Origin of the sequence: Rhizobium changzhiense, assembly GCF_013087625.1 — a bacterium.
In the GTDB taxonomy this organism is placed as follows: Bacteria; Pseudomonadota; Alphaproteobacteria; order Rhizobiales; family Rhizobiaceae; genus Rhizobium; species Rhizobium sophorae.
Map to the genome: position 1 here is coordinate 1,189,169 of NZ_JABFCQ010000001.1, position 25,572 is coordinate 1,214,740.

Consider the following 25,572-nt stretch of genomic DNA (forward strand, 5'->3'; position numbering starts at 1 on the left):
GTCTATAATTATTATGTAGATTTAGCCTTACGCCGATATTGTCGTCGAGAACTCGGGATTGCCGCGGATGGTGTTGCTCACCGTGCAGATCTCGTCTTCGGCGGCATGGGCGATTTTCTGTCGGGTTTCTTCGTCGATATCGCCCTTGATCGAAAAAGCGATGTTGAACTTGGCAACGCGCGAAAGGCCTTCCGTCGCCTTCTCGCCGGTGACCTCGGCGGTGATCTCGCTGATCTTGTCGAGAATACCCATCTGGCTGGCGACGATGCGGGCGCTCAGCACCAGGCAGGCCGAGAGCGAGGAATAGAGCAGATCGAGCGGATTGAAGCCCGGCTGCGACGGCGCGGTGACGATATCGATCTCGCCCTTGGTGGCGGAGGTGACATGCGGGAAACCGGTGCGGCCGACCACGGCGGTGGCGCCGGTCGGGCGGGGACGAACCTTGAGATCGGCCATATTGAAATCCTCTCGCGAATATCCTGCGGATAGTGATTCCGCCTGATGCGGCAATGGCAAAGCCCGCCCACCGGTTTCGGAACCTTTCCATCTCTCATCAGTTGAATACACCTGAACGAAATCAGTGACAAAGGTGGATTGCGATGGTGCATGTCCGCAGCATGGATAACCAAGGCCGGCGGATGGATGCGCGCGATCGGCTGATCGTCGCGCTCTATGCGCAGCTGAAGGCCGAGCGGGAGACGCGCGAAACGCTGGAATGGGCGATCCGCAACGGCGCCGTCTCCCAGGAGGTGCTGGAAGCCATCGCTGCCGATCCGGTTCCGGTCGTCACCAGCGAGGATATCGCATCGCTGGAGAAGATCATTGCGCTCGATGAACGGCGCAAACCAAATCGGAACTAGCCGACGACATCATGCACCCTATTTAGCTGAGAAGAGGAGATCCGAAATGGCCGATATCACCTATCAGGTCGTGCCGCATGACAATGGCTGGGCCTATAAGCTCGGCGACACACTTTCGGAAACCTATGCAACAGCGGATGAAGCGATTATCCATGCCAAGGACGCTGCATCGCGCCAGAAGATCGGCAATGGCGATGCGTTGCTCGCCTATCCCGCACCCGACGGTCGCGGCTGGGCATTTCAGGAACTCGAAACCGACAAGAGCGGCAGCCGGCTCTGATCTGCGACGGAGGATGGAATGGCCGCTCGGGCAAGCTGGAAGGGTCATTTGAAGGTGGGCGACCTTGCCTGCGCCGTCGGGCTCTACACTGCCGTTTCCTCCTCCGACCGTGTCTCCTTCAACATCATCAACCGCAGGACCGGCCACCGGGTGGAACGGGAATTCGTCGATAGCGGGACCGGCAAACCGGTCGAGCGGAGCGACCAGGTCAAGGGCTACCAGATGGAGAATGGCGACTACATCGTCATCGAGGGCGACGAGATCGCCGAAATCATGCCGGAAAGCGACAAGGTCCTCAATATCAAGGCTTTCATTGCCTACGACGATATCGACAAGCTTTATTTCGACCGCCCTTACTATCTCGCGCCCGTCGACGAACATGACGAGGAGGCGCTGTCGCTGATCGCCAGCGGCATGCGTGACGGCAAGGTCGCGGCTCTGGCCGAAGCCGTGCTTTTCCGGCGCAACCGGACGCTGCTGATCCGCCCACATGACAACTACATCGTCGCGACGATGCTGAATTTCGACTACGAGGTGCGCTCGGCCGATACGGTTTTCGAAGACATTCCCGACATCAAGTTCGACAAGGAAATGATCGAACTTGCGGGCCATATCATTGGCACCAAGCACGGCAGCTTCGAACCGAGCACATACGAAGATCGCTACGAGGCTGCCCTTGTCGAGCTGGTGAAGGCGAAGATCGAGGGCCGGGCGCCACCGAAGAAGAAACCGGCTCCGGAACGCAAGGTCGTCGACCTGATGGAAGCGCTGCGCCAGAGCGCCAAGATGAGCGGCAAGGCTCCCGCGAAAAAGAAGGCGCCGGCGCGTAGCGACAGCCGCAGCAAGAAGGCAAGCTGAGATGGCTCTCGAAACCTCTATCAGGCGAAACACGATTTCACGCCCGACGCGGCTCGATACCTTGCCGAGATATCCCTGGGACGGGTTTTTCGCCGCGGCGAAACCGCTGGAGAAGAAAAGGCATAGCGGATCAGCGATGCCTCTGCCGACCGTCGGCTAACGCGGCTTGCGCCCATCTTCCGCAGCCAAGCTCTTTTTCAGCGCATCCATGATATTGATGACGTTGCCGGTCGATTTCACCGGTGCAGGTTTTTGCGCGGGCGCCGCCTTCTTCAGGCTCTTCTGCTTGTTGCGGATCATCGACTTTAGACGTTTCTGGATCGGATCCTGCACCATGGCCGGGCTCCAATCCTTCGTCTCTTCCTTCACCAGTTGCTTCATCAGTGTCAGCAGCTTGGTGTCGATCTCGGTTTTGTCGTCGAGTTCGGCAACGGGATCACGCACCTCGTCGCCATAACGCAGAGTCCACAGAACGATGCCTTTGCCCAGCGTTTCCAGCAGCACCGCACGCTCGCGGCGATAAAGAACAAGGCGGGCAATGCCGACGACGTCATTGGCCTTCATCGCCTCGCGGATGACGCAAAAGGCTTCCACCCCGACCTTGTCCTCCGGCGCCAGAAAATGCGGTTTGTCGTACCAGATCCAATCGATCGAGCCGCGCGGCACGAATGTGTCGATCTCGATGGTGCGGGTGCTTTCGAGCCCGACTTCCTCGATCTCTTCGTCTTCGAGAAGAACATAGTCGTCCTCGCCACGCGGATAGCCCTTCACCTGGTCCCGCTCTGCCACCGGCTTATGGGTGACGCTGTCGACATAACGGCTTTCGACGCGGTTCTTCGTCTGGCGATTGAGGACGTGGAAACGGACCTTGTTGCTTTCGGTCGTCGCCGGCGTCAGCGAGACGGCGGCAGTGACGAGCGAGAGCTTGAGATAGCCTTTCCAGAATGTCTGACGTGCCATGTCTGTCCTGCCTCCCGGACACGGTTGGGCATGGCAATCAACGGCAAAACCGACCTTTGGTTCCGGTTCGGATATAACCGCCGGCGCCACGCCGCTTAAATCGAGAGATAGCGCTTCTGCCAAGGCAGCCTCTGCTCCTGCCATGCGCGCGGCGTGAAGTCGTCATAGGCTGTCTCAGCGATCGCCAGCATCCAATTCTGCTCCTTGCGGGCCAACAGGACGCATGATAATTCCATGCCAGGCTCGACCGCAATGGAGGGCCGATTGGCACCTGGGATATCGATCCCCTTGTTACGCCATTGGATGCGGATTTCGTCGGGCTCGGATGTCCATTCGCCGGAGGCGACGGAGGCGTTGCCATCGGGCTTGAAACGAAGCGGCGGCGGGGTGACATTCAGAAAGCTGCCATCGTTGCGATAGTTGCCATCGATATCACCCGCAGTCGCTTTGCCGTTTCCCTTGAGAACGATGTCCTGCTCGCACCGCAGAAATATGTTGCGCCGAAAGCTGCCGGACCACGGTCGATTGGCGAAAAATGCGATGTCACATTGGCTAATGACGTTATCGTGGATATCGATGTCTTTGCGAAACGCCAGTTCCTGATCCGAAAAGCCGCTCAGACTGACCCCACGATTAGTGTTCTCGATCCAGTTGTCATAAACATGATGCCCGGCATGGTCGGCTTTGTCGCCGACGCCGTAGCCGAAGGAATAATCATTCATCCTGCCGTCGCGCATGATGTTGCTGCGAACGACAGCATCATCGCCCATCGATGAAAAGGAGAAATTCTTGCCGCCGATGAAGTTGTATTCAACGAGGTATTTTCGAGTTTTGTCGCAGACCAGCGCACCCTTGTTCGATGCGCTCGCCGACGACTGAAGGAAAAGGTTGCCGCGGATCACAACATCGGAGCTGATATTGTCGTCGCTGTTTTGATAGGCGAATTGGCAACAATCCGCACCATGACCGGGTGCCGCGCCGATTCGGTTGTTCTCCAGCAATACGTGCGTCGTCTTCGTCAGATAGATGCCGTCGCCGTTCACATTCTCTGTTTCGCAGCGCCTGACGGTGAGGTTCTTGCCATTGTGAAATTTGAAGCCGCGAGGAGAATTCTTGACGATAACGTCTTCGACCACGGTATCGGAAAACACCTGATAGGCGACGCCGATATCGGGCGCACCATCGATGACCTGTCCGCGCGTAGACGCGCCGTGAATTTTCTTTCGCAGGATGGCGGTCATTGCATTTCCTTCGATACCGGTACAGCGGGGAATTAAGCAGAGGGCATGTGGCGGATGTTTGAATATTTGGAAATTCAGCTTGTAAACCGCCCATCTTTCAGAAACGACAATGTCTGGCTCCACATCGTCTTGTTGACCGGCAAGAAAGTGTGGTTTGCCGGAATGACGATATGCGCCGCCGCGCCGTCGAGGCGGGTGCTCTCCACCGACACCTTTCCATCATTCGGCACCCTGAGGCCGATGATAACGGAAGAGATCGGGTCAATGGTCCGGTTCCCGGCGATGATGCCAAGTCGTAATCGACCGCGCCGAACAGCTCGGCCATTGCGGTTTGATCGGTAATCAGCTGCTGTCCCGCCGGTCCATAGACCTTCCTGTATAGCGGCCAGCTCTTGAGGAAATCGGCAATCTGACTGCCGTTGTTCGGCGTCCCGACCATGACCACCCTTCCCAGGTTGGCTGGGCGATAACGCGTCAGAAAAGCACGGATGACCAACCCACCCATCGAATAACCGACGAAATGGACCCTGCCCTCGCCTGCCTCCTTCGCAGCGCCGTCGATCTCAGGTCGGACGATGTCGATGAGGTCGCTGATCGAAAACTTGGTGGAGGGGTAACCGACATTCACAACCCGATAACCGTGGCCGGACAGGAAGCCGGCGAGCTTCGCCATACTTTTTTTCGTTCGAGCAATGCCGTGAAACAGCAGGACAGTGTCGTTCATCATGTGTCCGCTCAACGGGCTGCTATCGATCAGGCCTTTCTGTAGCTCTCGCGGTGAAGCTTGTCGATCGGCGGAATGGCCAGACATCCGAAGCATGGCTTGCCGCCAAGGTCACGACTTTCAGAGCATTGTGTCGAGCCGAATAAGAGCGACGCGGCCGTAATCGGCGACAAGGGAATCCGAGCATCCTCTTTCGCCTCCTTTCTCCGCCGTCGACGGAATTGACGGCGTACTCCGTTGGCTGCCTTGCGAACGGTCCTACGTATACATCCAACTGCATAATTTGACTGCATTCAATATAGGTAGATCGATCTTTCCGATTGATGCGATACGTCAGCTTGCAGGAAAACCTTTGGATACAAGCCGCATCCATTGCCATTGCGGCCGACAGCAGAAAGCGCCGCGAGTCTAGGCAGCCCTCCCAAGCTCGGCGTAAAGCAGGTGATAGAGGCTCGTACCGCACAAGTATCATGGCTCCTCCCAATGATTGACGCCAATTGAATGCATCTGATTTGGGCTTTCGTGCATTCGATTTTTGCATTCTGTCGCGCAGAAAATAAGCTTTCAAACTTTTAACCCTCATAATTGATCGTATATTTGAATGCATTATTCGCATATTTGACTGCTATTTGTGCATAATCAATCTGGCATGATGCTTGCAATTGGATGGATGCTCCCCGGATGGGGATCGGATTTCAATCAAGGAGCCATCCATGCCCGCAGTGACCAAGCCAGCCAATCAAAAAGGCGACTTTCTTGTCGATTACGAGGACAAGGTTTTCGAGGACGTACAGGCCGGCGAAGGCGAAAAAGCCCTCGTCACCTTCCATACCGTGGCCTTCGAAGGATCGATCGGATTCGTCAACCTGCTGCAGGCGACACGCCTGAAGCGGAAAGGTTTCGAGACCTCGATCCTTCTCTATGGCCCGGGCGTGACGCTCGGCGTCCAGCGCGGTTTTCCGACGCTCGGTGCGGAGGCCTTTCCCGGCCATCTGAATTTCAACAACCAGATCGTCAAGTTCATGGAGGAAGGCGGCAAGGTCTATGCCTGCCGTTTTGCCCTTCAGGCGCTTTACGGCCATGGCGAAGGCGCGCTGATCCCCGGCATCACGCCGATCAGTCCGCTCGACGTTCTCGACCTGATCCTGATCCATCGTCGCGATGGCGCCTTCATCCTGGATACCTGGACGCTCTAAGCACCAGGCGCGCGCCGAAGAATAAGGGGCGGAGCCTGGCGCTCCGCCTCCCCACCGTCAATCGAGGATTCGTCATGGAGAAAAAACCGAGCGTCCGGGTTGCCGCCGCGCAGATCGCGCCGGATCTGACCTCGCGCGAGAAAACACTGGCCCGCGTGCTGGATGCAATTCGCGAAGCGTCCGCCAAAGGCGCCGAGCTGATCGTCTTTCCCGAAACCTTCGTCCCCTGGTACCCCTATTTTTCTTTCGTGCTGCCGCCCGTTCTCTCCGGCAAGGAGCACGTGCGACTTTACGAGGAGGCCGTTACGGTGCCGAGCGCTGCCACTGATGCCGTCTCGGCAGCCGCCCGCGAGCATGGCATCGTAGTGGCGCTTGGCGTCAACGAGCGTGACCACGGATCGCTCTATAATGCCCAGCTGCTGTTTGATGCCGATGGCACGCTGATCCTCAAGCGTCGCAAGATCACCCCGACCTTTCACGAGCGGATGATCTGGGGCCAGGGCGACGCCTCCGGCCTGAAGGTGGTCGATAGCGCTGTCGGACGCCTTGGGGCGCTAGCCTGCTGGGAGCATTACAATCCTCTGGCCCGCTACGCCCTGATGGCGCAGCACGAGGACATCCATATCGCCCAGTTTCCAGGCTCCATGGTCGGGCCGATTTTTGCCGACCAGATGGAAGTCACCATCCGCCACCATGCGCTGGAAAGCGGTTGCTTCGTGGTCAACGCCACAGGCTGGCTGACCGACGGGCAGATCGCCTCCATCACGTCCGACGCAGGCCTGCGGAAGGCCCTGCGCGGCGGCTGCATGACCGCGATCATCTCGCCCGAAGGCAAACACGTCGTGCCGCCACTGACAGAAGGCGAAGGCATCCTGATCGCCGATCTCGACATGAGCCTGATCGTCAAACGCAAGCGGATGATGGATTCGGTCGGCCATTATGCCCGACCTGAGCTGCTGCATCTTGTCATGGATGGCCGAGCCACTGCGCCGATGGTCACTACCAACCAGCCGTCCCTCCCCACAGCCGAAGCAAGGACCCCTTCCGATGGAGAATACGACACGTCTGCCGACCGAGGTTCTGATCAACGAATTGCAGTCCTACGGAGCCCGGCTCGTTGACCCCAAGGCCGGACATGAAAGCCGCCGAGGTGGTGCCGGACCTTCCGACCATAAGGCACTGACCATTGACGGCATGACGGTGATGGTGCCGGTTCACACCGCACCTGCATTCGAGAGCCCCTATCTGGTGGAAAAGCCGGATGATATGGGCCGCAGCCGTATCAGCCGGGATGGCACGGTGCTGGGCGAGGTCTCCTTTCCCCTGCGTCCACGCTTCTACGAGCGCTCGACCGCCGACGGCATTCCTTATTCGCAGATCGCCGTTCTGCACGGCAAGGACGTGCTTGCCACGACCGTGCTGCAGGCCTGCATCCGCTACCAGAGCCGCACCAAGACCTGTCAGTTCTGCGCCATCGGCCAATCGCTGGCCGCCGGCCGCACCATCGCCCACAAGACGCCAGAGCAGCTCGCGGAAGTCGCCAAGGCCGCCGTCGAACTGGACGGCGTCAAGCACATGGTGATGACCACCGGCACGCCGAAGGGCGACGACCGCGGTGCTGCGATCCTCGCCGACAGCGCCCGCGCCATCAAGGCGGCCGTCAACATTCCCATCCAGGCGCAATGCGAGCCGCCGGAAGACGATATATGGTTCACCCGCATGAAGGAGGCCGGCGTCGATGCTCTCGGCATGCATCTGGAAGCCGTGACGCCGGAGGTGCGTGCTCGCATCATGCCGGGCAAGGCGCAGGTCTCGATCGCCAAATACATGGGATCGTTCAAGGCCGCAGTGGAGGTCTTCGGGCGCGGCCAGGTCTCGACCTATATCCTGGCGGGGCTCGGCGACAGCCGTGAAGCCATTCTGGATATCTGCGAAAAGCTGGTTGCGCTCGGCGTCTATCCCTTCGTCGTGCCCTTCGTGCCGATCTCCGGCACGCCGCTCGAAAGCCACCCGGCGCCGAGGCCCGACTTCATGCACTCGATCCTCGGACCCTTGTCCAGGATGCTGGTCGCCAGCGGCTTGAAGGCCGTCGACATCAAGGCCGGCTGCGGCAAATGCGGCGCCTGCTCCGCCCTTTCCACCTATGAAAGGATGCTCACCAAATGATGCTCGAAGCCTTTGCTCCCTATCGATCGAGCGAGTTCCAGGTGAAGTTCGCGACCTCCGCCTGGGAGCGCAGCCAAGCGCATGCGCTGCGCCGTGCCGTCTTCTGCGAGGAACAGCAGATCTTCGAGGGCGACGACCGCGATGCGATCGATGATCACGCCATCCCGATCGTGGCTCTCTCCATGCTCGGTATTGCCGCCGACCAGCTGGTCGGAACGGTGCGCATCCATCAGGCGGAACCCGGTCTCTGGTGGGGCTCGCGACTGGCAGTCCATCCGGATTTTCGCAAGATCGGCGCCCTCGGGGCGACCCTGATCAAGCTCGCCGTGTCCTCCGCCAATGCGATCGGATGCCACACTTTCCTCGCCAATGTGCAGGTGCAGAACGGCCTGCTGTTCCGCAGGCTGCACTGGAATGTGATCGAGGAGTTCGAGGTCTATGGCAAGCCGCATCTCAGGATGAAGGCCGACCTTGCCTATTATCCGCCCTGCGCCACACCCGAAGCAGGCTTCACCGCCCTTTCCAGAAAGGTGGCGTGAGGATGGTCGCGATCGACATCAAGGCCCTGGCGGCAAAACTCTCGACAAGCAGCGGCATCGCCGCCAAGCAGGATATAGGCACGATCGCGGCAAGCCTCGGCCTGCAGGGGCAGCAGATTGCCGTCGGCGACGATTGCGCCGCGCTGCCCGATGGCGACGGCTATCTGCTTTTTGCCATTGAAGGCTTCATGAACGAGTTCGTCGCCGCCGACCCCTGGTTCGCCGGCTGGTGCGGCGTCATGGTCAATATCTCCGACGTCGTTGCCATGGGCGGCCGACCGATCGCCGTGGTTGATGCCGTCTGGGCCGATGGCGAGGCTGGCGCGACACCCGTTCTGGAGGGCATGCGGGCGGCATCCAGCGCCTTTGGCGTACCGATCGTCGGCGGCCATACCAATATCCGCACCGAACGCGGCCAATTGTCGGTCGCCATTCTCGGTCGCGCCAAGAAACTGCTGACGAGCTTCGACGCGAAGCCCGGCGATGTGCTGGTTGCAGCGATCGACCATCGCGGCCGCTACCGCGAACCTTTCAACAACTGGGAAGCCGCCACCAATGCGGCGCCGGCACGCCTGCGCAGCGACCTCGAATTGCTGCCCGAGATCGCCGAGGCCGGGCTGGCGCTGTCTGCGAAGGATATCAGCCAGGGCGGCATTGTCGGCACGGCCATCATGCTGGCCGAATGTTCGCATGTCGGCATCGACATCGACGTCACGGCCATTCCCCTGCCCGCCGGTGTCAGCCTCGATCGCTGGCTCGTCACCTTTCCGAGCTTCGGCTACCTGCTCTCGGTCGCCCCGGAACATGTGGCCGATGTCCTCACCCGCTTCACCGCGCGCGGCATCAGCGCTGCGGTCATCGGCGCGGTCGTGGCCGGCGCCGAAGTCGCGCTGGTCGATGGTGGGAGCCGTGCAGTGGTGCGCAATCATGCCGAAACACCGCTGCTGCAACTCGGCCGACAGGACGCCGCCGCATGAGCCTCCCGTCGCATCGAACCCTGCGCATTGCCATGCTGACCCATTCCACCAATCCGCGTGGCGGCGTGGTTCATGCCATGCAGCTTTCTGAAGCGCTGGCCTCGCTTGGTCATGAGGTGGTCCTGCACGCGCCTGATGCCAAGGGGACGGGCTTCTTTCGTCAACCCTCCTGCGGCACGGCTTGCATTGCCGTGCAGCCTGCACCCGCCGACATGACGCAAATGGTCGAGCAGCGGATTGCCGACTATGTCGGCTATTTCCGCAGAACCGGAACCAATGGCTTCGACCTGTTTCACGCCCATGACGGCATTTCCAGCAATGCGCTGGCGACCCTCAAGCTGGAGGGCCTGATCCCGAGTTTTGCCCGCACCGTCCACCACATCGACCAGTTCGCCGATCCGCGCCTGATGGCTCTGCAGGATCGTGCGATCGACGCCGCCGATATCTTCTTCGCCGTCAGCCGCCTCTGGCAGGACAGGCTGAGAGATGATCGCGGCATTGAGGCGACAGTGGTGGGCAATGGCGTCGACACCGACCGCTTCTCGCCTGCCTGGAGCGGCGAGCAGGTCGCTCTGCGCGACAGACTGCAGCTTGGAAGCGGACCGATCTTCCTCAGTGTCGGCGGCATCGAGGCGCGAAAGAACACCCTTGGTATTCTCGAAGCTTTTCGTCAGGTCCGCGCCATCCGGCCGGATGCCCAGCTTGTCATTGCCGGCGGCGCCTCCCTCCTGGACCATGGCGACTATCAGGAGGAGTTCCGTTCTTGCCTCGCCTGCCTCGGTCGGGACGCCGCAGCGGTGCATATCACCGGAGCGATCGCGGATGCCGACATGCCGAGCCTCTACCGATTGGCGGATGCGCTGGTGTTCCCTTCGCTCAAGGAAGGCTTCGGCCTCGTCGTTCTGGAAGCCATGGCCAGCGGCATTCCGGTCGTGACATCCTCGATTGCGCCCTTCACCGAATATTTGGGTCCCGGCGATGCGATCTGGTGCGATCCGCACCATCCGGTCTCCATTGCCGAGGGCATGGCGCTGGCGCTGGTCGCGCCGATCCGCGAGCAGATCATCCCCCGTGGTCTCGCGGTTGCAGCTCGCCATGGCTGGCAGCAAACCGCAACAGCCCATCTTGCCCGCTATCACACACTGTTGGAGGCCGACCATGCCTGAAATGCGGTTCGTCATAACCTGGCCGGATGGCCAGGAGGAGACCTGTTATTCCCCCTCCCTGATCATCCGTGAGTTTTTCACCGAGGGTGAAAGCTATTCGGTCGCCGATTTCATAGATCGCAGCCGCAGGGCGCTTACCATCGCCAGCGATCGCGTGGAGGCGAAGTTTGGTTTTGCGTGTTCATCCGCAAACGACCAACTCGCCCGAATTGAAAGCGTCGCTGTCGCCTTCCTGCATGACGCAGATGCCCGCGTCCACTGCAAAACCTTCATCTTTTGAAAGGACCCATCATGACCACACCATCCCTCAAGAACCACTACAGTGCGGTTGTCATCGGCGGTGGCCAGGCCGGGCTGTCGGCCTCTCACTATCTGAAGAGGCACGGCATTGATCACGTGGTTTTCGAGAAGAAGACCGTTACGCATAAGTGGAAGAACGAACGATGGGACGCCTTCTGCCTGGTGACGCCGAACTGGCAATGCCAGCTTCCCGACCATCCCTATGACGGCACGGATCCTCACGGTTTTATGGTCAAGGACGAGATCCTCGCCTATGTCGCTCGCTTTGTGAAAAGGGTCGAGGCGCCAGTCCTCGAGCAAACCAGCGTGACGTCGCTCGAAAAGCATGGCGGCCTCTTCCGGCTCGAGACCTCGGCTGGGGCGGTGACTGCCGATGCCGTGGTGATCGCCACCAGCCTCTATGCGGATCCGGCCATTCCGCGTGCGGCCGAGCGCCTGCCCGAGGACATCATGCAGATCCACACCGCCGCCTACCGCAATGCCGACCAACTGCCGGACGGCGGCGTCATCGTGGTCGGCTCCGGTCAGTCCGGCTGCCAGATTGCAGAGGATCTGCATCTTGCCGGCCGCAAGGTGCATCTCGTCACTGGCAATGCGCCACGTTGCGCCCGGTTCTATCGCGGTCGCGATGTGGTCGACTGGCTTTCCGATATCGGCCAATACGACATCACCGTCGAACATGATGGCATGACGAAGAAGAAGCACGACACCAACCATTACCTGACGGGACGCGAGGGCGGGCGTGATATCGATCTGCGCAAGTTCGCACTGGAGGGCATGGCGCTTTATGGCCGCATGTCCGGCGTCGCCGCCGGCCGGATGCTGTTCGAGCCGAACCTGAAGGCCAATCTCGACGGTGCAGACCGTGTCTATAACGGCATCAATGCCCTGATAGACCGGCATATCGCCGAAAAGGGCATCGATGCTCCGGCCGGTTCCCCCTATGTCCCTGTCTGGGAGCCTGAGGCGGAGATTGGCGACCTCGACCTCAAGGCGGAGGGGATCAGCTCGGTCATCTGGGCCACGGGATTCAGCCCGGATTGGTCCTTCATCGGCCTGCCGATCTTCGACGGCAACGCCTACCCCGTTCATCGCCGCGGCGTCACCGTCGTCGATGGCGTCTACGTGCTCGGACTTCCCTGGCTCTGGACCTGGGGCTCAGGCCGGTTCCTCAGCGTCGGCAAGGATGCCGAACATGTGGTCGGGCATCTCGCAGCTCGGCTTTCGGAACAGGCATCCTCTCTCAAGCAATCGGTCAGCGCCTGATGATTAGCGCAGCCCTTCTGGACTTTCCGCCCGCAGGACCTTCGGCACGCGACTTGATGGAACGTGCCCTTGATCCGCATATACTGCTGGGCATGCCCCATTTGAATGGAAACGGGCTGTCGGAGACATGGCTGATGAAGGAACTCGGCCATCGTCACTGGCTGATGCTTGCCTGTCATCTCGGGCTCGACAATGCGGACTTCAGAACGGCCGATGGAGAAGAGGCCTATGCCGCGATCTGTGCAACGTCCCTGACGGATGCACGTTTCGACGTCGTGCTGGCGAACGACATTTTGACCATCCACTCGAGACTGTCCGCAGTCTCGCGAACCCGGACGTCGACCCGGCACGAGTTGTCCATCCACGGACGAAGCGTCGGCGCGGTCGAACTCATCTCAACCTTCGTTCACAGAACGATCAAAGACAACAATCACTCGATCGCCCGTGTAACGTTGCCTGAGCCGCAGGGACAGCGGTTCCAGTCCAGCCTTCTCGCCCAGAATGCTGCAGACATCCGGAATGGGCGGTTGGGAACGCATTTCGGGTTTCCTGTCCTCGCTCACAGAGCGCTCAGAACCTTTCGGTTTGATCCTAGCGCCTCGCAGGAATTCAACGGCGCGGGACTGTTTTACTTTGCCGAGTATCAGGCACTCGCCGATCGCGCCTTGGAAAACTGGTTTCCCTGCAAGGGGCTGATCGTCCGTAAGGACGTTTTCTTCCTTGGAAATATCGACCAAAATGAAAGCGTTTTCTTCGACCTTATTGATTTTTCCGACGAGCAAAAAACTGTCCATGGGCAGCTACGACGCGAGAATGGGAAAGTGATTGCCAAAATATTCGGTATGTGGACGTGTCTTCGCTGAGGCATGGACGGGAGCCCGCACTTGCGGCGCGCGCTTGATGCGGCATCCCGCTAATGATCTAGTGGATGATGAAATGAAGGTGAACTTCAGCAGCCCGTCTCATGAATGTTCGACCGCTGCTGTGCTAGCGTCCCATGCGGGTCTGAAAAAGACGCGCGGCGCTGTAGAGAAAGAAATGCGAGCAGGTGACGACCAGCATCAGACATATCGCTAAACTTGCAGGAACATCGGTCTCTTCGGTCTCGCGCGTGCTCAACAACAGCGGTTACGCCTCGCCTGAGCTCAGGGATCGGGTCGAGGCTGCAATCCGAACGCTGAACTACACACCCAGCAAAGGCGCACGTATGTTGCGCGGTGCACCAAGCCGGATGATCGGATTGATGCTGCCGTCGATTGAAGTGCCCTTCTTCGGTATCCTCGCCCATGCAATCGAGCAGGAGCTGTTCCAGCACGGCTATCAGACGTTGATCTGCAGCACGGCGGAAAACATGGATCACGAGGTGCGTTATATCTCCATGCTGCTCGCTCAGCGCGTTGACGGCGTCATCGTGGCAAGCGCCTTCGGCAGCATCGAGCATTTCGGGGTGCTGCGGGACGCTGGCATTCCGATCATCGCCATTGACCGCGAGCTGAGCGGCATCGCCGACGACGCTGTCATGGCCGATCACGAGGAGGGCGGACGGCTGATGGCGCGCCATCTGATCGATCTCGGCCATCGGGCGATCGCCATCGTCGGTGCGCCGGCCCACAGCCAGCCGATCCAGCTTCGCCTGCAGGGCATCACGGCGGAAATGGCGAAACATGGCATCGCGCCTGCCATCGTGGCGATGGCCGAAGAGCACAGCTTTGCAGAAACCTACCGGCTGGCGCGGGAATTGCTGGCGTCTCGACCCGAGGTCACCGCGATCATCGGCACGACCGACGTTTCAGCGATTGCCGCCATCCATGCCATCCAGGATCGCGGATTTTCCGTTCCGAACGACTATTCGGTCGTCGGCTTCGACGATCTGCCGGAGGCCGCCTACGTCTTTCCGCGGCTGACAACGGTCGCACAGCCGATCCGCGATGTCGGGCGGCAGGCAGCACGGCTGCTGGAAGCGCTGATCGAGGAGCACCGAGCAGGGGACGAAACTGGACAGGGTGCGATCGTCAAAGTGCAGGTCACCCTGATCGAGCGCGATTCCACCGGTCCCGTCCGCAACTGAGCAGGTGGTGTGGCCTGACAGCCGGGCGGGGCGCGGCCAAGCTAGGGCCGGACGATGACCTTGATCTCGCCTGGCAGCGGCGCGTTGCCCACCACGTCGGCGACCTCCTCGAGACCTATGGTTTTGGTGACCAATGCGTCCAGTTTCAGTGCCCCGCTCGCGACCATTGCCGCGGCGCGCGAATGGGTGAAGGGGTTGAGGTAGGCCGGCCTGATATCGACTTCGTTCACCAGCAGATCGAAGGGCAGAACCGGCACCTCGACACCCGCCGGCGTCACCCCAAAAAGCACGAAGGTACCACCGCGCCGCGCCATTTTCAGACCGCTTTGAAGCGTGTCGCTGACGCCGGCACACTCGATGACCACGTCTGCGCCGCCTTTGGTGACCTCTCGAACAGAAACGATTGTGTCTGAAGCGGCCGGGTCGAAGGCGTGCGTGGCTCCCAGGCGCAAAGCGGTTTGGCGTCTCGATTGCTGGCGCGTGATCAAAATGATCTCGCCTGCCCCAGCCAGGCGGGCCAGCTGCACCATCAGCAGGCCGATCACGCCGCCGCCAAGGATGGCGACGCTGTCGCCCGGACGGATCTTTGCCTTGTCGATGGCGTGGATACAGCAGGCCAGCGGTTCACTGAAGGCGCCGTGAACGGGATCGAGGTCGGCCGGCAGCACGAAGGCCTGCGCGTGCGGCACCGCGACATATTCCGCAAAACCGCCATCTCGTGTCACGCCGATGGCGGTGAGGCGCTCACACAAGTTCGGCCGCGCCCGCGTGCAAGCCGGACAGGTGCCGCAGGCAATATTGGGGTCGACCGTCACCAGCTCGCCGCCGGCAAACCGTGTCACACCATCGCCGATCTCTTCGACGATGCCGCAGAATTCGTGGCCCAGCGTCACGGGGATCGCCGTCGGATACTCACCCTTGTACATGTGGCGATCGGAACCACAGATGCCGGCGGCTGCGACCCGGACAAGCAGCTCGCCCGGCCCGGCAACCGGTTTCTCAACGCTGCGCATGGTCAATGACCCGATCGACTCCAAGCGTACGGCCTTCATTCCACTCCTCCGGATCTCACGTTCGATTGCCTATTGCTGCTGATGAAGCGAAGCGTCAGCTCATGACATTGCCGCCATCGACATTGTAGCACTGCGCCACGATGTATGCTGCATCGGGGCCGGCCAGGAAGGCCGCCATGGCCGCTTGTTCTTGGGGCGCGCCAAATCGTCCGGCGGGGACGGCGGCGGCCACGCGGCGCTTGACGTCGCCGGGTTTCAAACCTTCGCGGCTGCCGAGTTTTGCATCGACGACGTCCCACATCGGCGTATCGACGACGCCGGGAGCGATGGCGTTGACGTTGATGCCGTAACGGATCAGCTCCAGAGCGCAGCTTTGCGTGATGCTGATGACGGCCGCCTTGGAAGCGCAGTAAGCCACTGCCGGTCCTTCGCCCCGACGCCCAGCCTGGGACGAGAAGTTGATGATGCGTCCGCCTTCCCCTCTCTCCACCATGTGCCGGGCAACGGCCTGCGTCATGAAGATCAGGCCTTCGATATTGACCTGAAATACTTTTGCGGTGCGCTCCCGGGATATCTCCAGGATGGACTCGACTTCGTAAATGCCGGCGGCGTTGACCAGGATGTCGATCTTGCCGGCGGTTGATATAGTGAAGCGCGCGGCTTCCTCGATGCTGTCCTGGCTGGTCACGTCAAGCGCCACACCCCAGGCATCAGGGCCGATCGCTTCCGCCACCCGTGCGCATCGTTCACCGTCGAGATCCGCCACGATGACCCTGGCGCCTTCGGCGGCGAAACGTTCGCAGACCGCCTTGCCGATGCCGCTCGCTCCTCCTGTGACCAATGCCACCTTGCCGAAGAGCCGCGCCGTTTCCGCATATGTCATCGTACTGCCTCCCCGGTCGCGGCCGCCGTAACGAATAGCTTCATGTTTGCTCCTCCCCTTTTGACTGAACGATAATCGGAGCCGCCCTCCTGAGGCGACGCCAATGGGCTAAGCGGATTGCGGGTTCGTCTCCTTCGCCTCGCGAAGAAGGACGGACATGTCGGGGATGCCATCTGTGGCTGTCGCCCCCTTGAGGCAACGCGCAGCGGCGGCATGGGCGACGGCGCAGATATGCTCGACCGGCCAGTTCTCATGCAGGCCGTAGAGCACGGCGGCGCAGAACGCGTCTCCTGCGCCGACGGTACTGACGATGTCATCGGGATTGACAGGTCGTGACCGCGTCATGACCGGGGAAGCGCCGGGCGCAAGCCAGAAGCAGGTTTCCGGCGCATGAATGATCGCGCCCTTGGCGACACCCGCCGCAAGCAGACGCTCGCCCGCTGTCAGAAGCCCCGCCTCGATCAAATCTCCCTGCGCATCGCGAACAACAATGCCGGTTGCCCGGCCGGCCTCCATCTCATTGATGATCAGGTAATCGCAGAAGGGTAAGGCAACACCGACCTTGGCCGCAAATTCCGGGTCTTCGCTCGATACGAAATCCACGCAGGTCGTCAGCCCGGCGCAGCGCGCCGCTTCCAGCAGGCGCGATGCTCCCGAACGGCCGTCGGGGCCGATGCGATCGAGACCCGGCAGCAGCATGAGATAACCGAGATAGAACAGCCGATAGCCGGCCTTGGCGAAGGCTGCTGGTGAGACTAGCTCATCCGTGACGGCATCGTTGGCGCCGCCATGATAGAAGAAAGTCCGATTCTGGCCGGGCACATTCATGACATGCGTATGCGCCGTCACCCGGTCGGCAAGCGCCGTCAGCCCCCCGACATCGACGCCGGCAACTGCTAGGCGGGCCTTGACAATCTCTCCATCCTGATCGGCGCCGATGCATCCCGCCGCCGCCAGCTTTCCGGGAAATCGGAGCGAGGCCAGATCGGTGACGACATTGGCTGCCCCGCCGCCCACGCCCAGATCCTGATGCAGGATATGCGCGAGATTGCCCTGTTCTGGCCAATAGGACAGGGTGTGGACGCGATCGACGATGAAGTTTCCCGCGCAAACGATGCCGCCCTGCTTCTGACTGTCGCGATCGTGAACCTCCCCCACGGTTCGCATCAGCTGGCTCCTTCGTTCCACAGGGGTCTGAGCGGCGGCTCGTCCTCCTCGATCGCGGCAAAGCGGCCGATCGGCTCCAAAAAGAAATTGTCGCTGTTGTCGTCGTTGACTTGGCTGACCTCGCCGACAAGGACAGGTCCGCCGCCTTTCCGGCCGTAGAAGCGGTGGTAAAGCCCGGTGCGGATCGTCACGCTCTGACCAGGCTTAAGAATCAGCGGCTCCCATGCGGAGAGGCGGTGCGGCAGCCCGTCGACCGGAACCGTCACATCCTCCTTCAGCACAGTGCCATCGGCATCGGTTGCGGCGAATTCGATGACGAGATCGCCGCCGGCGCGATTGATGATGTCTTCCATCTTCGCCGCATGACGGTGCGTCGGCGTGACCTGATCTTCTTCAACGAAGAGCAGCTTTTCGGCATAGGTCCGTTCACCCCCGACATCGACGATGCCATTGCGCAGGCAAAACAGCACGAGGCCGCATTCGGCAAACCGGTTCGAGCCGAAATCGGTGACATCCCAACCCAGCTGATGGGCGCGCAAATAGGCGAACGCCTGCGGATGAGCGGCGAAATCCGCCGCCGTCCAATAGCCCCATGCCGGCAGGGACCAGTGCCAGCGCGCGAGGGTTTGGGTTGCCCGCCGCAAGGCGGCGTTGATCTCGGAGCGCTGCATCAGACGGACGCCCCGTCATACGCGACCGGCACCACGACGTCCTCCCGGCCGGATTTGAGCGCAGCCGTCAGGACCGCATGATGCGCCTGCGCCTCGGCCGGGGTCGCGCAGCCGAAACCGTTGGCATTGCCGCCGGCAAGCTCATCGACGAAGGCCGCCCACATCTGCTGTATGGCGTCGGCAAAACCGAATTCGAAGATCTTGCCTGTGATGGCTGGAAACAGCGAGCCATATCCCAGATCCTCGGTGCTCCAAGCCTGCGCACCGCCATTATAGTCCATCCACTGCCACTGGCGCGGCGACTTCGTGCTGAAGAACGCGCTCTTCTTCATGCCGAGAACGCGGATGTACCAGGTGTTGGATTCGCCGGGCGCGATGCGCCAGGTTTTCAGCACCATCGGGAAATCCTGATCCCCGGTGCGTACGCGGCTGCTGATCGTGGCATTGTCCCAGGTGGTGCAGGGCAGCATGCCGCCCTTGCCGTCAGGACGTTCGGTGACCTTTTTGACCAGTTGCGCATGCAGGGTGGTCGGGCGCCAGCCGAGACGCAGCGGCACGTGCAGCACATGCATGCCGAGATCACCCATGCAGCCATAGTCGCCATTGATATCGGCCATGCGCTTCCAGTTGATCGGCTTCTGCCGGTCGATATCCGAAGAGTGCAGGAAACCCGCCTCGACTTCGAGGATTTCCCCCATCTCGCCGCTTTTTGCCAGCGCGATGACCTTTTGTGCGCCGGGGAAGAACGGCATTTCCGAGGAGCAGCGGACCAGAAGTTCGGGATGCTCGGCGAGAACCGCCATGATCTCCCGGTTCTGAGCGGCGTCGATGCCGAAGGGCTTTTCGCCGAGAAGATGTTTTCCGGCCTTCAGGATGTCGATGTAGAATTGCTGGTGCAGCACATGCGGGACGGCGCAATAGACCGCATCGACCTCGGGATTGGCCAGAAGCGCCTTATAGTCGGCGGTGAACTGGCGAACATTCGACACATGATCCCTGAACCAGTCGAGCAGCGTCGGGTTGGTATCGCAGACGGCGACGATTTCCGGTCGCGCCTTCACATCGGCCAGATGCAGCCAGCGCGCCGCGGCACTCGCGAATTCGCGCCCCATCAGACCGCAGCCGATGACGCCGAAACGGAATATTTTCGTCATGACATGTCCTCCCAGACGCGCGTCAGCCAATATGCAGCGAGGCTTGCTCGACGGAAGCCTTGTCATGGACAATCGCCATCAAGGCCCGCGTCATGCCGCCGGGATTGTTGTGTTGAATGACGTTGCGGCCATAAACGATGCCACGGGCGCCCTGCTCCATCAACTGCTTGGTACGGACCAGGATTTCCTGATCCGAAACCCGGCCGCCGCCGCGCACGAGCACCGGCAGGCCTTGGGCGATTTCGACCACGCGGTGATATTCCTCGACATTGTCGCAGGGGTCGGCCTTGATGATATCCGCACCGAGTTCGGCGGCCTGGCGCACAAGCGGCAGGATCTTGTCGATCGCGCCGTCGACCATGTAGGCGCCCTTGGAATTATCCTGCATGACAAGCGGCTCGACCATCAGCGGAATGCCGTAGATCTCGCATTCACGCTTCAGGCTGTTCACATTGCGCACGCAGGCGCGGTAGACTTCCGGCTGGTCCGGCAGCATCAAGAGATTGACGACGACACAGGCGGCATCCAATGCAACGCCCTGTTCCACCGCCCTGTCGATCATCTCGGAAAACAGCTGAGACGGCAGGGGATTGCCATAGATGTTGGCGATGTCGGTGCGCAGCACCAGTGCCGGACGCTGCTTGCCGGGAATAGCCTGCAGCATGGGTGCCGTCCCCGGCGGCAGCTGAATGGCATCAGGTGCGGCTTGCGCGATCACCTCGATCGCCGTCTTCATGTTCTCGATGCCGGCGAGGAAGGTTCGTTCATTGAACATGCCGTGATCGATAGCAACGTCAAAACAATTTCCAGACACGCCGAAAAGTCGGTTCAACCGCGCGGATTTCATGAAGCTCCTCCCAGATATGGCAACGTTTCCACATTCGAATAAACGGAGCAGAATTGCGAGTCAAGAAAATGTGGTAACGTTTCCACATTCGTTGATTTGTCCGCAGCCGGCCTTCCAATGTGGACGAGGCGCGGCTCGCTCCTCGTCCCACGCAAGCACTACCAGCAGGTGAAGCCTGCATCGACGTTGACGATTGCTCCGGTCATCAGGCTGGCGGCGCCCGACGCGAGAAAGAGGACGGCGCTTGCAACTTCCTCCGGCGTTCCCATTCTTCCCATCGGCGTGTCGGCGAGCCAGAGCGGAATACGCTCGCGATTGGCTTCGACGGCCACCACCATCGGTGTCTCGATATAGGTGGGCGCGACAGCATTTACCCTGATGCCGTGATGCGCCCACTCGGCAGCCAATGAGCGCGTGAGGTGATGGACTGCCGCCTTGGAGACGTTATAAGCCGTCTGAGGCTGAGGCCGGTTGCAGATGTGCCCAGACATCGAGCCGAGGTTCACGATGGCGCCCCGTTTCATCGAAATCATGGGACGACCGAAGGCGCGCGAGCACCAGAAGACGCCGTTGAGATTGACATCCATCATGCGCAGCCAATCCGCGTCGGTGAGATCCTGCGCCGGAATGCCGCTCTGGCCAATTCCGGCATTGTTGACGAGGATCGTCGCCGGCCGCCCGCCATCGGCAAGCTCGGATGCGATCGCGTCCATTCGGGCCGCGTCCGTGACGTCGCCGACCCGGACTTCGACGTCGTAGCCTCTGCCCCGCAAAGCAAGCGCTTGCTCAGCGTCGGCCTCGCTGCGTTCGATGACGACGACGGCAGCACCCGCCTCCGCCAGCGCCTCGGTGCAGCAGAGCCCGATCGCACGCCCTCCGCCTGTGACCACCGCACGTTCGCCGTCGAGGCGAAATTTCTCCTGGTAACTCATGTTCGGCTCCTTCAGATGTCGAATGCGCTTGGAAGCACGACGATATCGCGGATGGTGACGTTGCGCGGCCGGGTCAGCATGAAGATGATCGCGTCGGCGACTTCCTTGGGCTCGATCAAAGCCCCTGCCTCCTTCGCCTTGCGAAGGTTTTCCTCCGGCCAGTCCGCAAGCAGAGCGCTGATCACCGGCCCTGGAGAAACCGACCCCACGCGAATGCCGTTTTTCAGAAGCTGGCGTCGCATTGTCTGGACAAAGCACGTCATCGCCCACTTCGACGACGAATAGACCGGTTCCCACGGAATCGCCGAATGTCCGGCGACGGAGCTGGTGACGACAATGTCGCCAGTGCCACGTTCGATCATGTGCGGAATGACGTTTCGAACGTTCTTGATGACGACATTGACGTTGAGATTGAGCATCCGATCGACGGTATCGAGATCGGTTTCCATCAGGTCGCCACCGATATAGGTGCCTGCATTGGCATGCAGGATGTCGAGCTTGCCGGTCTTCGACAGGATGCTCTCGAGCAATCCCGCGCACTGGTGCGGATCCAGCAAGTTGAGCACCAGCGGAATAGCGCGCTCGCCAAGCCGGGCACAAACCGTCTCAAGGGCCTTCTCATCGCGGTCCACCAGCACGACCGTCGCGCCAGCGGCGAGCATTGCTTCCGTCGAAGCGAGCCCTATTCCGGACGCAGCACCCGTGACCGCCGCGATCTTCCCATTCAATTCCGTCATCGATTTTCCTCCTGTCTTGATGCTGATTGTTAATTCTTCCCGACGCCGCACGCGGCGTGATAGTCCGCGAGGCTCTTCGTCACTCTCCAGATCAAAACCTGTTCCGGATCGAGCGGCGCATCTGCGAAATCCTGAGCGGCCGGCATGTGCTGCCAAAGCAATGGCAGCGGTACGATTTGCCCTCGAAGGGCCTCGCAGAGGTGCCGGACGGCATCTTGTGCTTCAGCCGACGCCCAATAATAGCGGATGCGGTCGGAGAGCGAGTAATGCCGCAGCCAGCGCATCTCGGCGTTCGTGCCGTGGTAGTGGCGGCTCCAGTTGCCGGGCTGATCGAGCATCAGCGCTTCCATCGCCGCATAGAGCGGACGCTGGCCATAATCGGGCAAGAGGTCCGAAGCGATCGCATCCAGCGCGTAGAGCGCCTCGCGCAGGACGAAGGTCAACTCGGGACCGACTTTCAGAATGGGAAAGCCGTCCTCCACCAGCGCGGTCAAGGGCCGGGTCCCCTGATAGTCCGTCGAGTGAGCCTCAAAGACGAATTGCGGCTCGTCGGTGAGCACCGATTTCAGCGCGTCTATCTTGCTGCGATCATAAAGGATGACATTATGATTGCCGAACTCAACGCCAGGCTGAACGACCAGCCCGATGGCCCGTCCAAATGCCTGCCCGAGTCCTGCCTCGGCAAAGATCCGGCGGTGGACTTCGATCGTCTTCAATGCCGCCGCGGCCGCCGTTGGTTCGATGGTTGTCAGGGCGTGGTCGGCCCCGCCTGGCGGCGGCACTTCGGTGCCGATGACGTAAACCGGCATTGCACCGCCGGTCTTCTTCGCCGAGGCCTCGGCGACCGCCGCAAGCCGGGCGGCGCGATGGGCCGTGATTTCGTCGTCGAGCGCCACCGGTTCGCCCTTGCAGCCCATTGAGGCGTCGAGGTGAATCTTGCGGAATCCGGCGTCGACATAGGCGGCAACCATCTTCTCGGCCTCGGCCATGGCCTCTTCAGCCGGGCGGTCGCGCCAAGGATTGGGGCCGAGATGGTCACCGCCGAGAAGGATGAGCTTTTCGGGGCACCCCTCCTCTGCCGCGATCTTCATCACGAGCGACGCGAAGTCGCTTGGTGTCATTCCGGTGTAGCCGCCGAGGTGATTGACCTGGTTGCAGGTCGCTTCGATCAGGACGGTGCTCTCGTGTTGTCGACCGTGTCGGAGCGCTGCCCGAAGCACGATCGGATGGGCCGAGCAGACGGAGGTCACGCCTCTCGGCTGGCCTTCGATCCTCAGCCTGGCCAGTTCGTTGAGATGCACCTGCATCACGGGCGCCTTTCCGTTGAAGCGATAAACGCATCGAGTTCCTGCTGAGTGCCGGCGCCCTCCATCGGACCCAGGACCGTCACGTTGCGGGCGCCGGCGGCCGAACCATAGGTCAGAGCTTGCTGCGGAGACATTCCGAGCCGCCTGCAGGTGAGATAGGCACCGCCGAAGCAGTCGCCGGCGCCGGTGGGATCGACCTCTTGAACGACAAATGCCGGAGCGTCGATGCGGTCTCCTTGGCTGCCAAAATAGGTCGCGCCGTCGGCGCCGCGCTTCAGCACGATCTCCTTGACGCCCATCTCGAACAAGCGGCGGATCGCTTCTGTCTCGCCTTCGATACCTGCGGCACGCTCAAGCTCCTCTCCGGACGGCAGAAGCAGATCAGCGGCAGCGACAAGCTCGGAAAAGCGGCGCTCGGTATCCTCGTCCAGCTTCAATTCCTTGCGAATGTTCGGATCCACCGAGAGCGTTCCCCCGCGCGCCTTGACGATGTCGACCGCCTTGTCGATCACCGCGCGCGCACTGGGGACCGATAGGGCCGAACCCATCACGTGAAGATGCCCGCTCCGATTGATGAGATCGGCGACCGTTTGAGACCAGCCGAAGCGTGCGGCTGCGGACTTGGCGATGTTATAGACGAAATCGCGGGAGCCATCCTTGCGGTAGCGGACAAAGGCGCTTCCTGTGGGGTAATCCGGATCGATCGAGATCGTCGAAACATCGACGCCGTCGCGTTTGAGGCGATCAGTATTGACACGGCCGAAATCGTCATCGCCGACGGCGCCGACCATTGCGGCCTTGCCGCCGAGGCGCCCGCATTGCGAGATGAAGATCGCCGGCGCTCCGCTCGCGAACGGGCCGACAAGCGGCTGGGCTTTAAGAAACCCGTCTCCGACCGTCGTGGCGACGATCTCGACGAGGATCTCCCCTACGCAAACCGTGGGACCGAGCGGGTCCGGAGCCAGTACTGAAGTCATTTGCAATCCGCTTTCGATAGTTGTCATCAACTCGTCGCCGATTGGACCGGCGCACCGTCCTCGCCGCCGAACTCCTCGCTCTCCAATGACAGAAAGCGCTGGTGCAACATGCACGCCGCGCCGAAGGCGGAACCGAACTCCGCATCATCGTCCACGACGATCTCCGGCATGGGGAAAGGTATATTCTGGCCCTCCGACATGTGGACCGCCACGCGGGCGGCCACCATCGGGTAGAGAGATGCCACGGAACCACCCAGCACGATCCTGTCCGGGTCGAGCAGACGACAGGCCTGCAGCAATGCGTATGCGAGATGGCGCGACCAGGTTTCGGCAATATTGACCGCGGCCGGGACACGGTCATGAACGTCGCCAAGGAATTCCTGCAGATCAACGTGCTTACGTCCAATAGCCTCGCGATACTGCCTGATCAGCACTTCGCGACCGATCAGCTGTTCAAACTTCTGACCGCCGCTTCCCGGTACCAGGGTGTGGCCGATTTCTCCCGCCAGGCCGTGGCCGCCCCGGAATAGCTTGCCATCGATCATGATGCCACCGCCGACACCGGTTTCCATCAGCAGGAACAGGGTCACGCCTGAGACGCCGTGACGATAGCTGTCGCCGATCGCAAACGCGTTGGCGTCGTTTTCAACCGCGATCGGGACGGCGGCCGGGAAAGCAGACCGCCCAATCTCCTTCAACGACACCTCTCGCCAGCCGATGATGGGTGCGAGAGTGACAATTCCGTTCGGCCGGATGTGGGCCGGCGCCGATATGCCGAGACCCTTGCACCGTCCGATCATCCCCTTCGTCATCTCGCCGACAATGAGCTCGACGCCCTGCGCCACGGCCTCCTCCACCGTCGAAGACGGCGTGTCGAACGCGATTTTCCGGCATGCCCGGACTTCGGCGGAGAGATCGACAACTGCAGCCGATATATGTTCGACGCCAATCTCTATCCCGACGAAGAATGCGGCATCGGGGACCAGTTCGAGCATGATGCCGGGACGCCCGGCACGGGAATGTTCCAGGCGCTGCTTGCCGCTCTCGTCCGACTCCTGAACGAACCCACCTTCCGTCAGCTCGGCGACGATCTCTCCCGAGGATGAGCGATTCATGCCGAGCTTCCGGGCGAGATCCGCCCGGCTGAGGCTTCGGTGGGCATAGATCGTCTGCAAGGCGGCGACGATATTATTCTGTCGGATCCTGCGCGGCGAACTTCCGATGGAGACGGTGTCGTTCATATTTCAATTCCCTTCAGTCGGCCCAACCCTTACACGACTGGA

At 61.0% G+C, this 25,572-nt stretch carries 27 protein-coding genes and 1 pseudogene; 13 read left to right on the plus strand and 15 right to left on the minus strand.

Annotated elements, in window-relative coordinates:
- Nucleotides 1-27 precede the first annotated feature (27 nt).
- Entirely contained in the window at nt 28-456 is a 429-nt protein-coding gene (locus tag G9X68_RS05920) for an OsmC family protein (RefSeq protein ID WP_171601626.1), read from the minus strand.
- A gap of 143 nt (nt 457-599) precedes the next feature.
- Between G9X68_RS05920 and G9X68_RS05925 the strand changes: the two genes are divergently transcribed.
- Genes G9X68_RS05925 through ku (G9X68_RS05935) form a run of 3 tightly spaced genes read left to right on the plus strand, consistent with a single transcriptional unit; the run spans nt 600 to nt 1,998 of the window.
- Entirely contained in the window at nt 600-860 is a 261-nt protein-coding gene (locus G9X68_RS05925) for a hypothetical protein (protein ID WP_171601627.1), read from the plus strand.
- A 46-nt stretch (nt 861-906) separates the two neighbouring features.
- Nucleotides 907-1,140 carry a DUF2188 domain-containing protein gene (locus tag G9X68_RS05930; RefSeq protein WP_064647874.1) on the plus strand — a complete coding sequence of 78 codons (234 nt, stop codon included), beginning with the start codon at nt 907-909 and terminating at the stop codon, nt 1,138-1,140.
- Nucleotides 1,141-1,158: 18 nt separating this feature from the next.
- Entirely contained in the window at nt 1,159-1,998 is an 840-nt protein-coding gene (gene ku, locus G9X68_RS05935; RefSeq protein ID WP_171601628.1) for a non-homologous end joining protein Ku, read from the plus strand.
- A 156-nt stretch (nt 1,999-2,154) separates the two neighbouring features.
- On the opposite strand, the gene ku (G9X68_RS05940) is transcribed toward ku (G9X68_RS05935), so the two are convergent.
- The 3 genes and pseudogenes from ku (G9X68_RS05940) to G9X68_RS05950 all read right to left on the minus strand — a co-directional run bounded on the left by ku (G9X68_RS05940) (nt 2,155) and on the right by G9X68_RS05950 (nt 4,923).
- Nucleotides 2,155-2,958, minus strand: a complete 804-nt coding sequence (gene ku / locus G9X68_RS05940) for a non-homologous end joining protein Ku (protein ID WP_171601629.1) — start codon at nt 2,956-2,958, stop codon at nt 2,155-2,157.
- 95 nt (nt 2,959-3,053) lie between these two features.
- Entirely contained in the window at nt 3,054-4,199 is a 1,146-nt protein-coding gene (locus G9X68_RS05945; RefSeq protein WP_171601630.1) for a right-handed parallel beta-helix repeat-containing protein, read from the minus strand.
- 74 nt (nt 4,200-4,273) lie between these two features.
- A pseudogene (locus tag G9X68_RS05950) lies at nt 4,274-4,923 on the minus strand (esterase/lipase family protein).
- 713 nt (nt 4,924-5,636) lie between these two features.
- Here G9X68_RS05950 and G9X68_RS05955 point away from each other — a divergent pair.
- The 10 genes from G9X68_RS05955 (at nt 5,637) to G9X68_RS06000 (ending at nt 14,601) form a co-directional block, all read left to right on the plus strand.
- Nucleotides 5,637-6,119 (plus strand): MSMEG_0572/Sll0783 family nitrogen starvation response protein, encoded by a 483-nt coding sequence (locus G9X68_RS05955; protein WP_003545449.1) that lies wholly within the window; start codon nt 5,637-5,639, stop codon nt 6,117-6,119.
- 74 nt (nt 6,120-6,193) lie between these two features.
- Nucleotides 6,194-7,240, plus strand: a complete 1,047-nt coding sequence (locus G9X68_RS05960; RefSeq protein WP_171601631.1) for a Nit6803 family nitrilase — start codon at nt 6,194-6,196, stop codon at nt 7,238-7,240.
- On the plus strand, nt 7,167-8,285 hold the full coding sequence (locus tag G9X68_RS05965) for an MSMEG_0568 family radical SAM protein (protein ID WP_171601632.1): 1,119 nt from the start codon (nt 7,167-7,169) through the stop codon (nt 8,283-8,285). Before G9X68_RS05960 ends, G9X68_RS05965 begins: the two co-directional genes overlap by 74 nt.
- Nucleotides 8,282-8,824, plus strand: a complete 543-nt coding sequence (locus G9X68_RS05970; RefSeq protein ID WP_168310544.1) for an MSMEG_0567/Sll0786 family nitrogen starvation N-acetyltransferase — start codon at nt 8,282-8,284, stop codon at nt 8,822-8,824. The genes G9X68_RS05965 and G9X68_RS05970 overlap by 4 nt, the downstream gene beginning before the upstream one ends.
- Nucleotides 8,825-8,826: 2 nt before the next feature.
- Complete coding sequence (locus G9X68_RS05975; RefSeq protein WP_168310545.1) at nt 8,827-9,801, plus strand: sll0787 family AIR synthase-like protein; 975 nt, start codon at nt 8,827-8,829, stop codon at nt 9,799-9,801.
- Nucleotides 9,798-10,967, plus strand: a complete 1,170-nt coding sequence (locus G9X68_RS05980) for an MSMEG_0565 family glycosyltransferase (protein ID WP_168310546.1) — start codon at nt 9,798-9,800, stop codon at nt 10,965-10,967. The genes G9X68_RS05975 and G9X68_RS05980 overlap by 4 nt, the downstream gene beginning before the upstream one ends.
- Nucleotides 10,960-11,247: an MSMEG_0570 family nitrogen starvation response protein gene (locus G9X68_RS05985; protein WP_168314484.1), complete on the plus strand. Its 288-nt coding sequence runs from the start codon at nt 10,960-10,962 to the stop codon at nt 11,245-11,247. The genes G9X68_RS05980 and G9X68_RS05985 overlap by 8 nt, the downstream gene beginning before the upstream one ends.
- An 11-nt stretch (nt 11,248-11,258) precedes the next feature.
- A complete protein-coding gene (locus G9X68_RS05990; RefSeq protein WP_171601633.1) occupies nt 11,259-12,533 on the plus strand; it encodes an MSMEG_0569 family flavin-dependent oxidoreductase in 1,275 nt (424 codons plus the stop codon).
- A 2-nt stretch (nt 12,534-12,535) separates the two neighbouring features.
- On the plus strand, nt 12,536-13,396 hold the full coding sequence (locus G9X68_RS05995; RefSeq protein WP_171602168.1) for a Pnap_2097 family protein: 861 nt from the start codon (nt 12,536-12,538) through the stop codon (nt 13,394-13,396).
- 185 nt (nt 13,397-13,581) lie between these two features.
- Nucleotides 13,582-14,601, plus strand: a complete 1,020-nt coding sequence (locus G9X68_RS06000) for a substrate-binding domain-containing protein (RefSeq protein ID WP_171601634.1) — start codon at nt 13,582-13,584, stop codon at nt 14,599-14,601.
- Nucleotides 14,602-14,642: 41 nt separating this feature from the next.
- Here G9X68_RS06000 and G9X68_RS06005 read toward each other — a convergent pair whose 3' ends face one another.
- From G9X68_RS06005 to G9X68_RS06055, 11 genes are all read right to left on the minus strand, one after another.
- The gene (locus G9X68_RS06005) at nt 14,643-15,653 is read right to left on the minus strand and encodes a zinc-dependent alcohol dehydrogenase family protein (protein WP_171601635.1); all 1,011 of its coding nucleotides are present in this window, start codon (nt 15,651-15,653) and stop codon (nt 14,643-14,645) included.
- A gap of 55 nt (nt 15,654-15,708) precedes the next feature.
- On the minus strand, nt 15,709-16,497 hold the full coding sequence (locus G9X68_RS06010; protein ID WP_171601636.1) for an L-iditol 2-dehydrogenase: 789 nt from the start codon (nt 16,495-16,497) through the stop codon (nt 15,709-15,711).
- A gap of 108 nt (nt 16,498-16,605) precedes the next feature.
- Nucleotides 16,606-17,664 carry a carbohydrate kinase family protein gene (locus G9X68_RS06015; RefSeq protein ID WP_171601637.1) on the minus strand — a complete coding sequence of 353 codons (1,059 nt, stop codon included), beginning with the start codon at nt 17,662-17,664 and terminating at the stop codon, nt 16,606-16,608.
- Nucleotides 17,664-18,335 (minus strand): D-lyxose/D-mannose family sugar isomerase, encoded by a 672-nt coding sequence (locus tag G9X68_RS06020; protein ID WP_171601638.1) that lies wholly within the window; start codon nt 18,333-18,335, stop codon nt 17,664-17,666. Before G9X68_RS06020 ends, G9X68_RS06015 begins: the two co-directional genes overlap by 1 nt.
- Entirely contained in the window at nt 18,335-19,489 is a 1,155-nt protein-coding gene (locus G9X68_RS06025; protein ID WP_171601639.1) for a Gfo/Idh/MocA family protein, read from the minus strand. Before G9X68_RS06025 ends, G9X68_RS06020 begins: the two co-directional genes overlap by 1 nt.
- A gap of 22 nt (nt 19,490-19,511) precedes the next feature.
- Nucleotides 19,512-20,336 (minus strand): class I fructose-bisphosphate aldolase, encoded by an 825-nt coding sequence (locus tag G9X68_RS06030; RefSeq protein ID WP_171601640.1) that lies wholly within the window; start codon nt 20,334-20,336, stop codon nt 19,512-19,514.
- 158 nt (nt 20,337-20,494) lie between these two features.
- Nucleotides 20,495-21,268 carry an SDR family NAD(P)-dependent oxidoreductase gene (locus tag G9X68_RS06035; protein WP_171601641.1) on the minus strand — a complete coding sequence of 258 codons (774 nt, stop codon included), beginning with the start codon at nt 21,266-21,268 and terminating at the stop codon, nt 20,495-20,497.
- A gap of 11 nt (nt 21,269-21,279) precedes the next feature.
- Nucleotides 21,280-22,005 carry an SDR family oxidoreductase gene (locus G9X68_RS06040; RefSeq protein ID WP_171601642.1) on the minus strand — a complete coding sequence of 242 codons (726 nt, stop codon included), beginning with the start codon at nt 22,003-22,005 and terminating at the stop codon, nt 21,280-21,282.
- Nucleotides 22,006-22,034: 29 nt separating this feature from the next.
- Nucleotides 22,035-23,312 carry a D-tagatose-bisphosphate aldolase, class II, non-catalytic subunit gene (locus tag G9X68_RS06045; protein ID WP_171602169.1) on the minus strand — a complete coding sequence of 426 codons (1,278 nt, stop codon included), beginning with the start codon at nt 23,310-23,312 and terminating at the stop codon, nt 22,035-22,037.
- Nucleotides 23,312-24,289 (minus strand): tagatose kinase, encoded by a 978-nt coding sequence (locus G9X68_RS06050; protein WP_171601643.1) that lies wholly within the window; start codon nt 24,287-24,289, stop codon nt 23,312-23,314. The genes G9X68_RS06045 and G9X68_RS06050 overlap by 1 nt, the downstream gene beginning before the upstream one ends.
- 26 nt (nt 24,290-24,315) lie before the next feature.
- A complete protein-coding gene (locus G9X68_RS06055; protein WP_171601644.1) occupies nt 24,316-25,530 on the minus strand; it encodes an ROK family transcriptional regulator in 1,215 nt (404 codons plus the stop codon).
- Between the last annotated feature and the right edge of the window lie 42 nt (nt 25,531-25,572).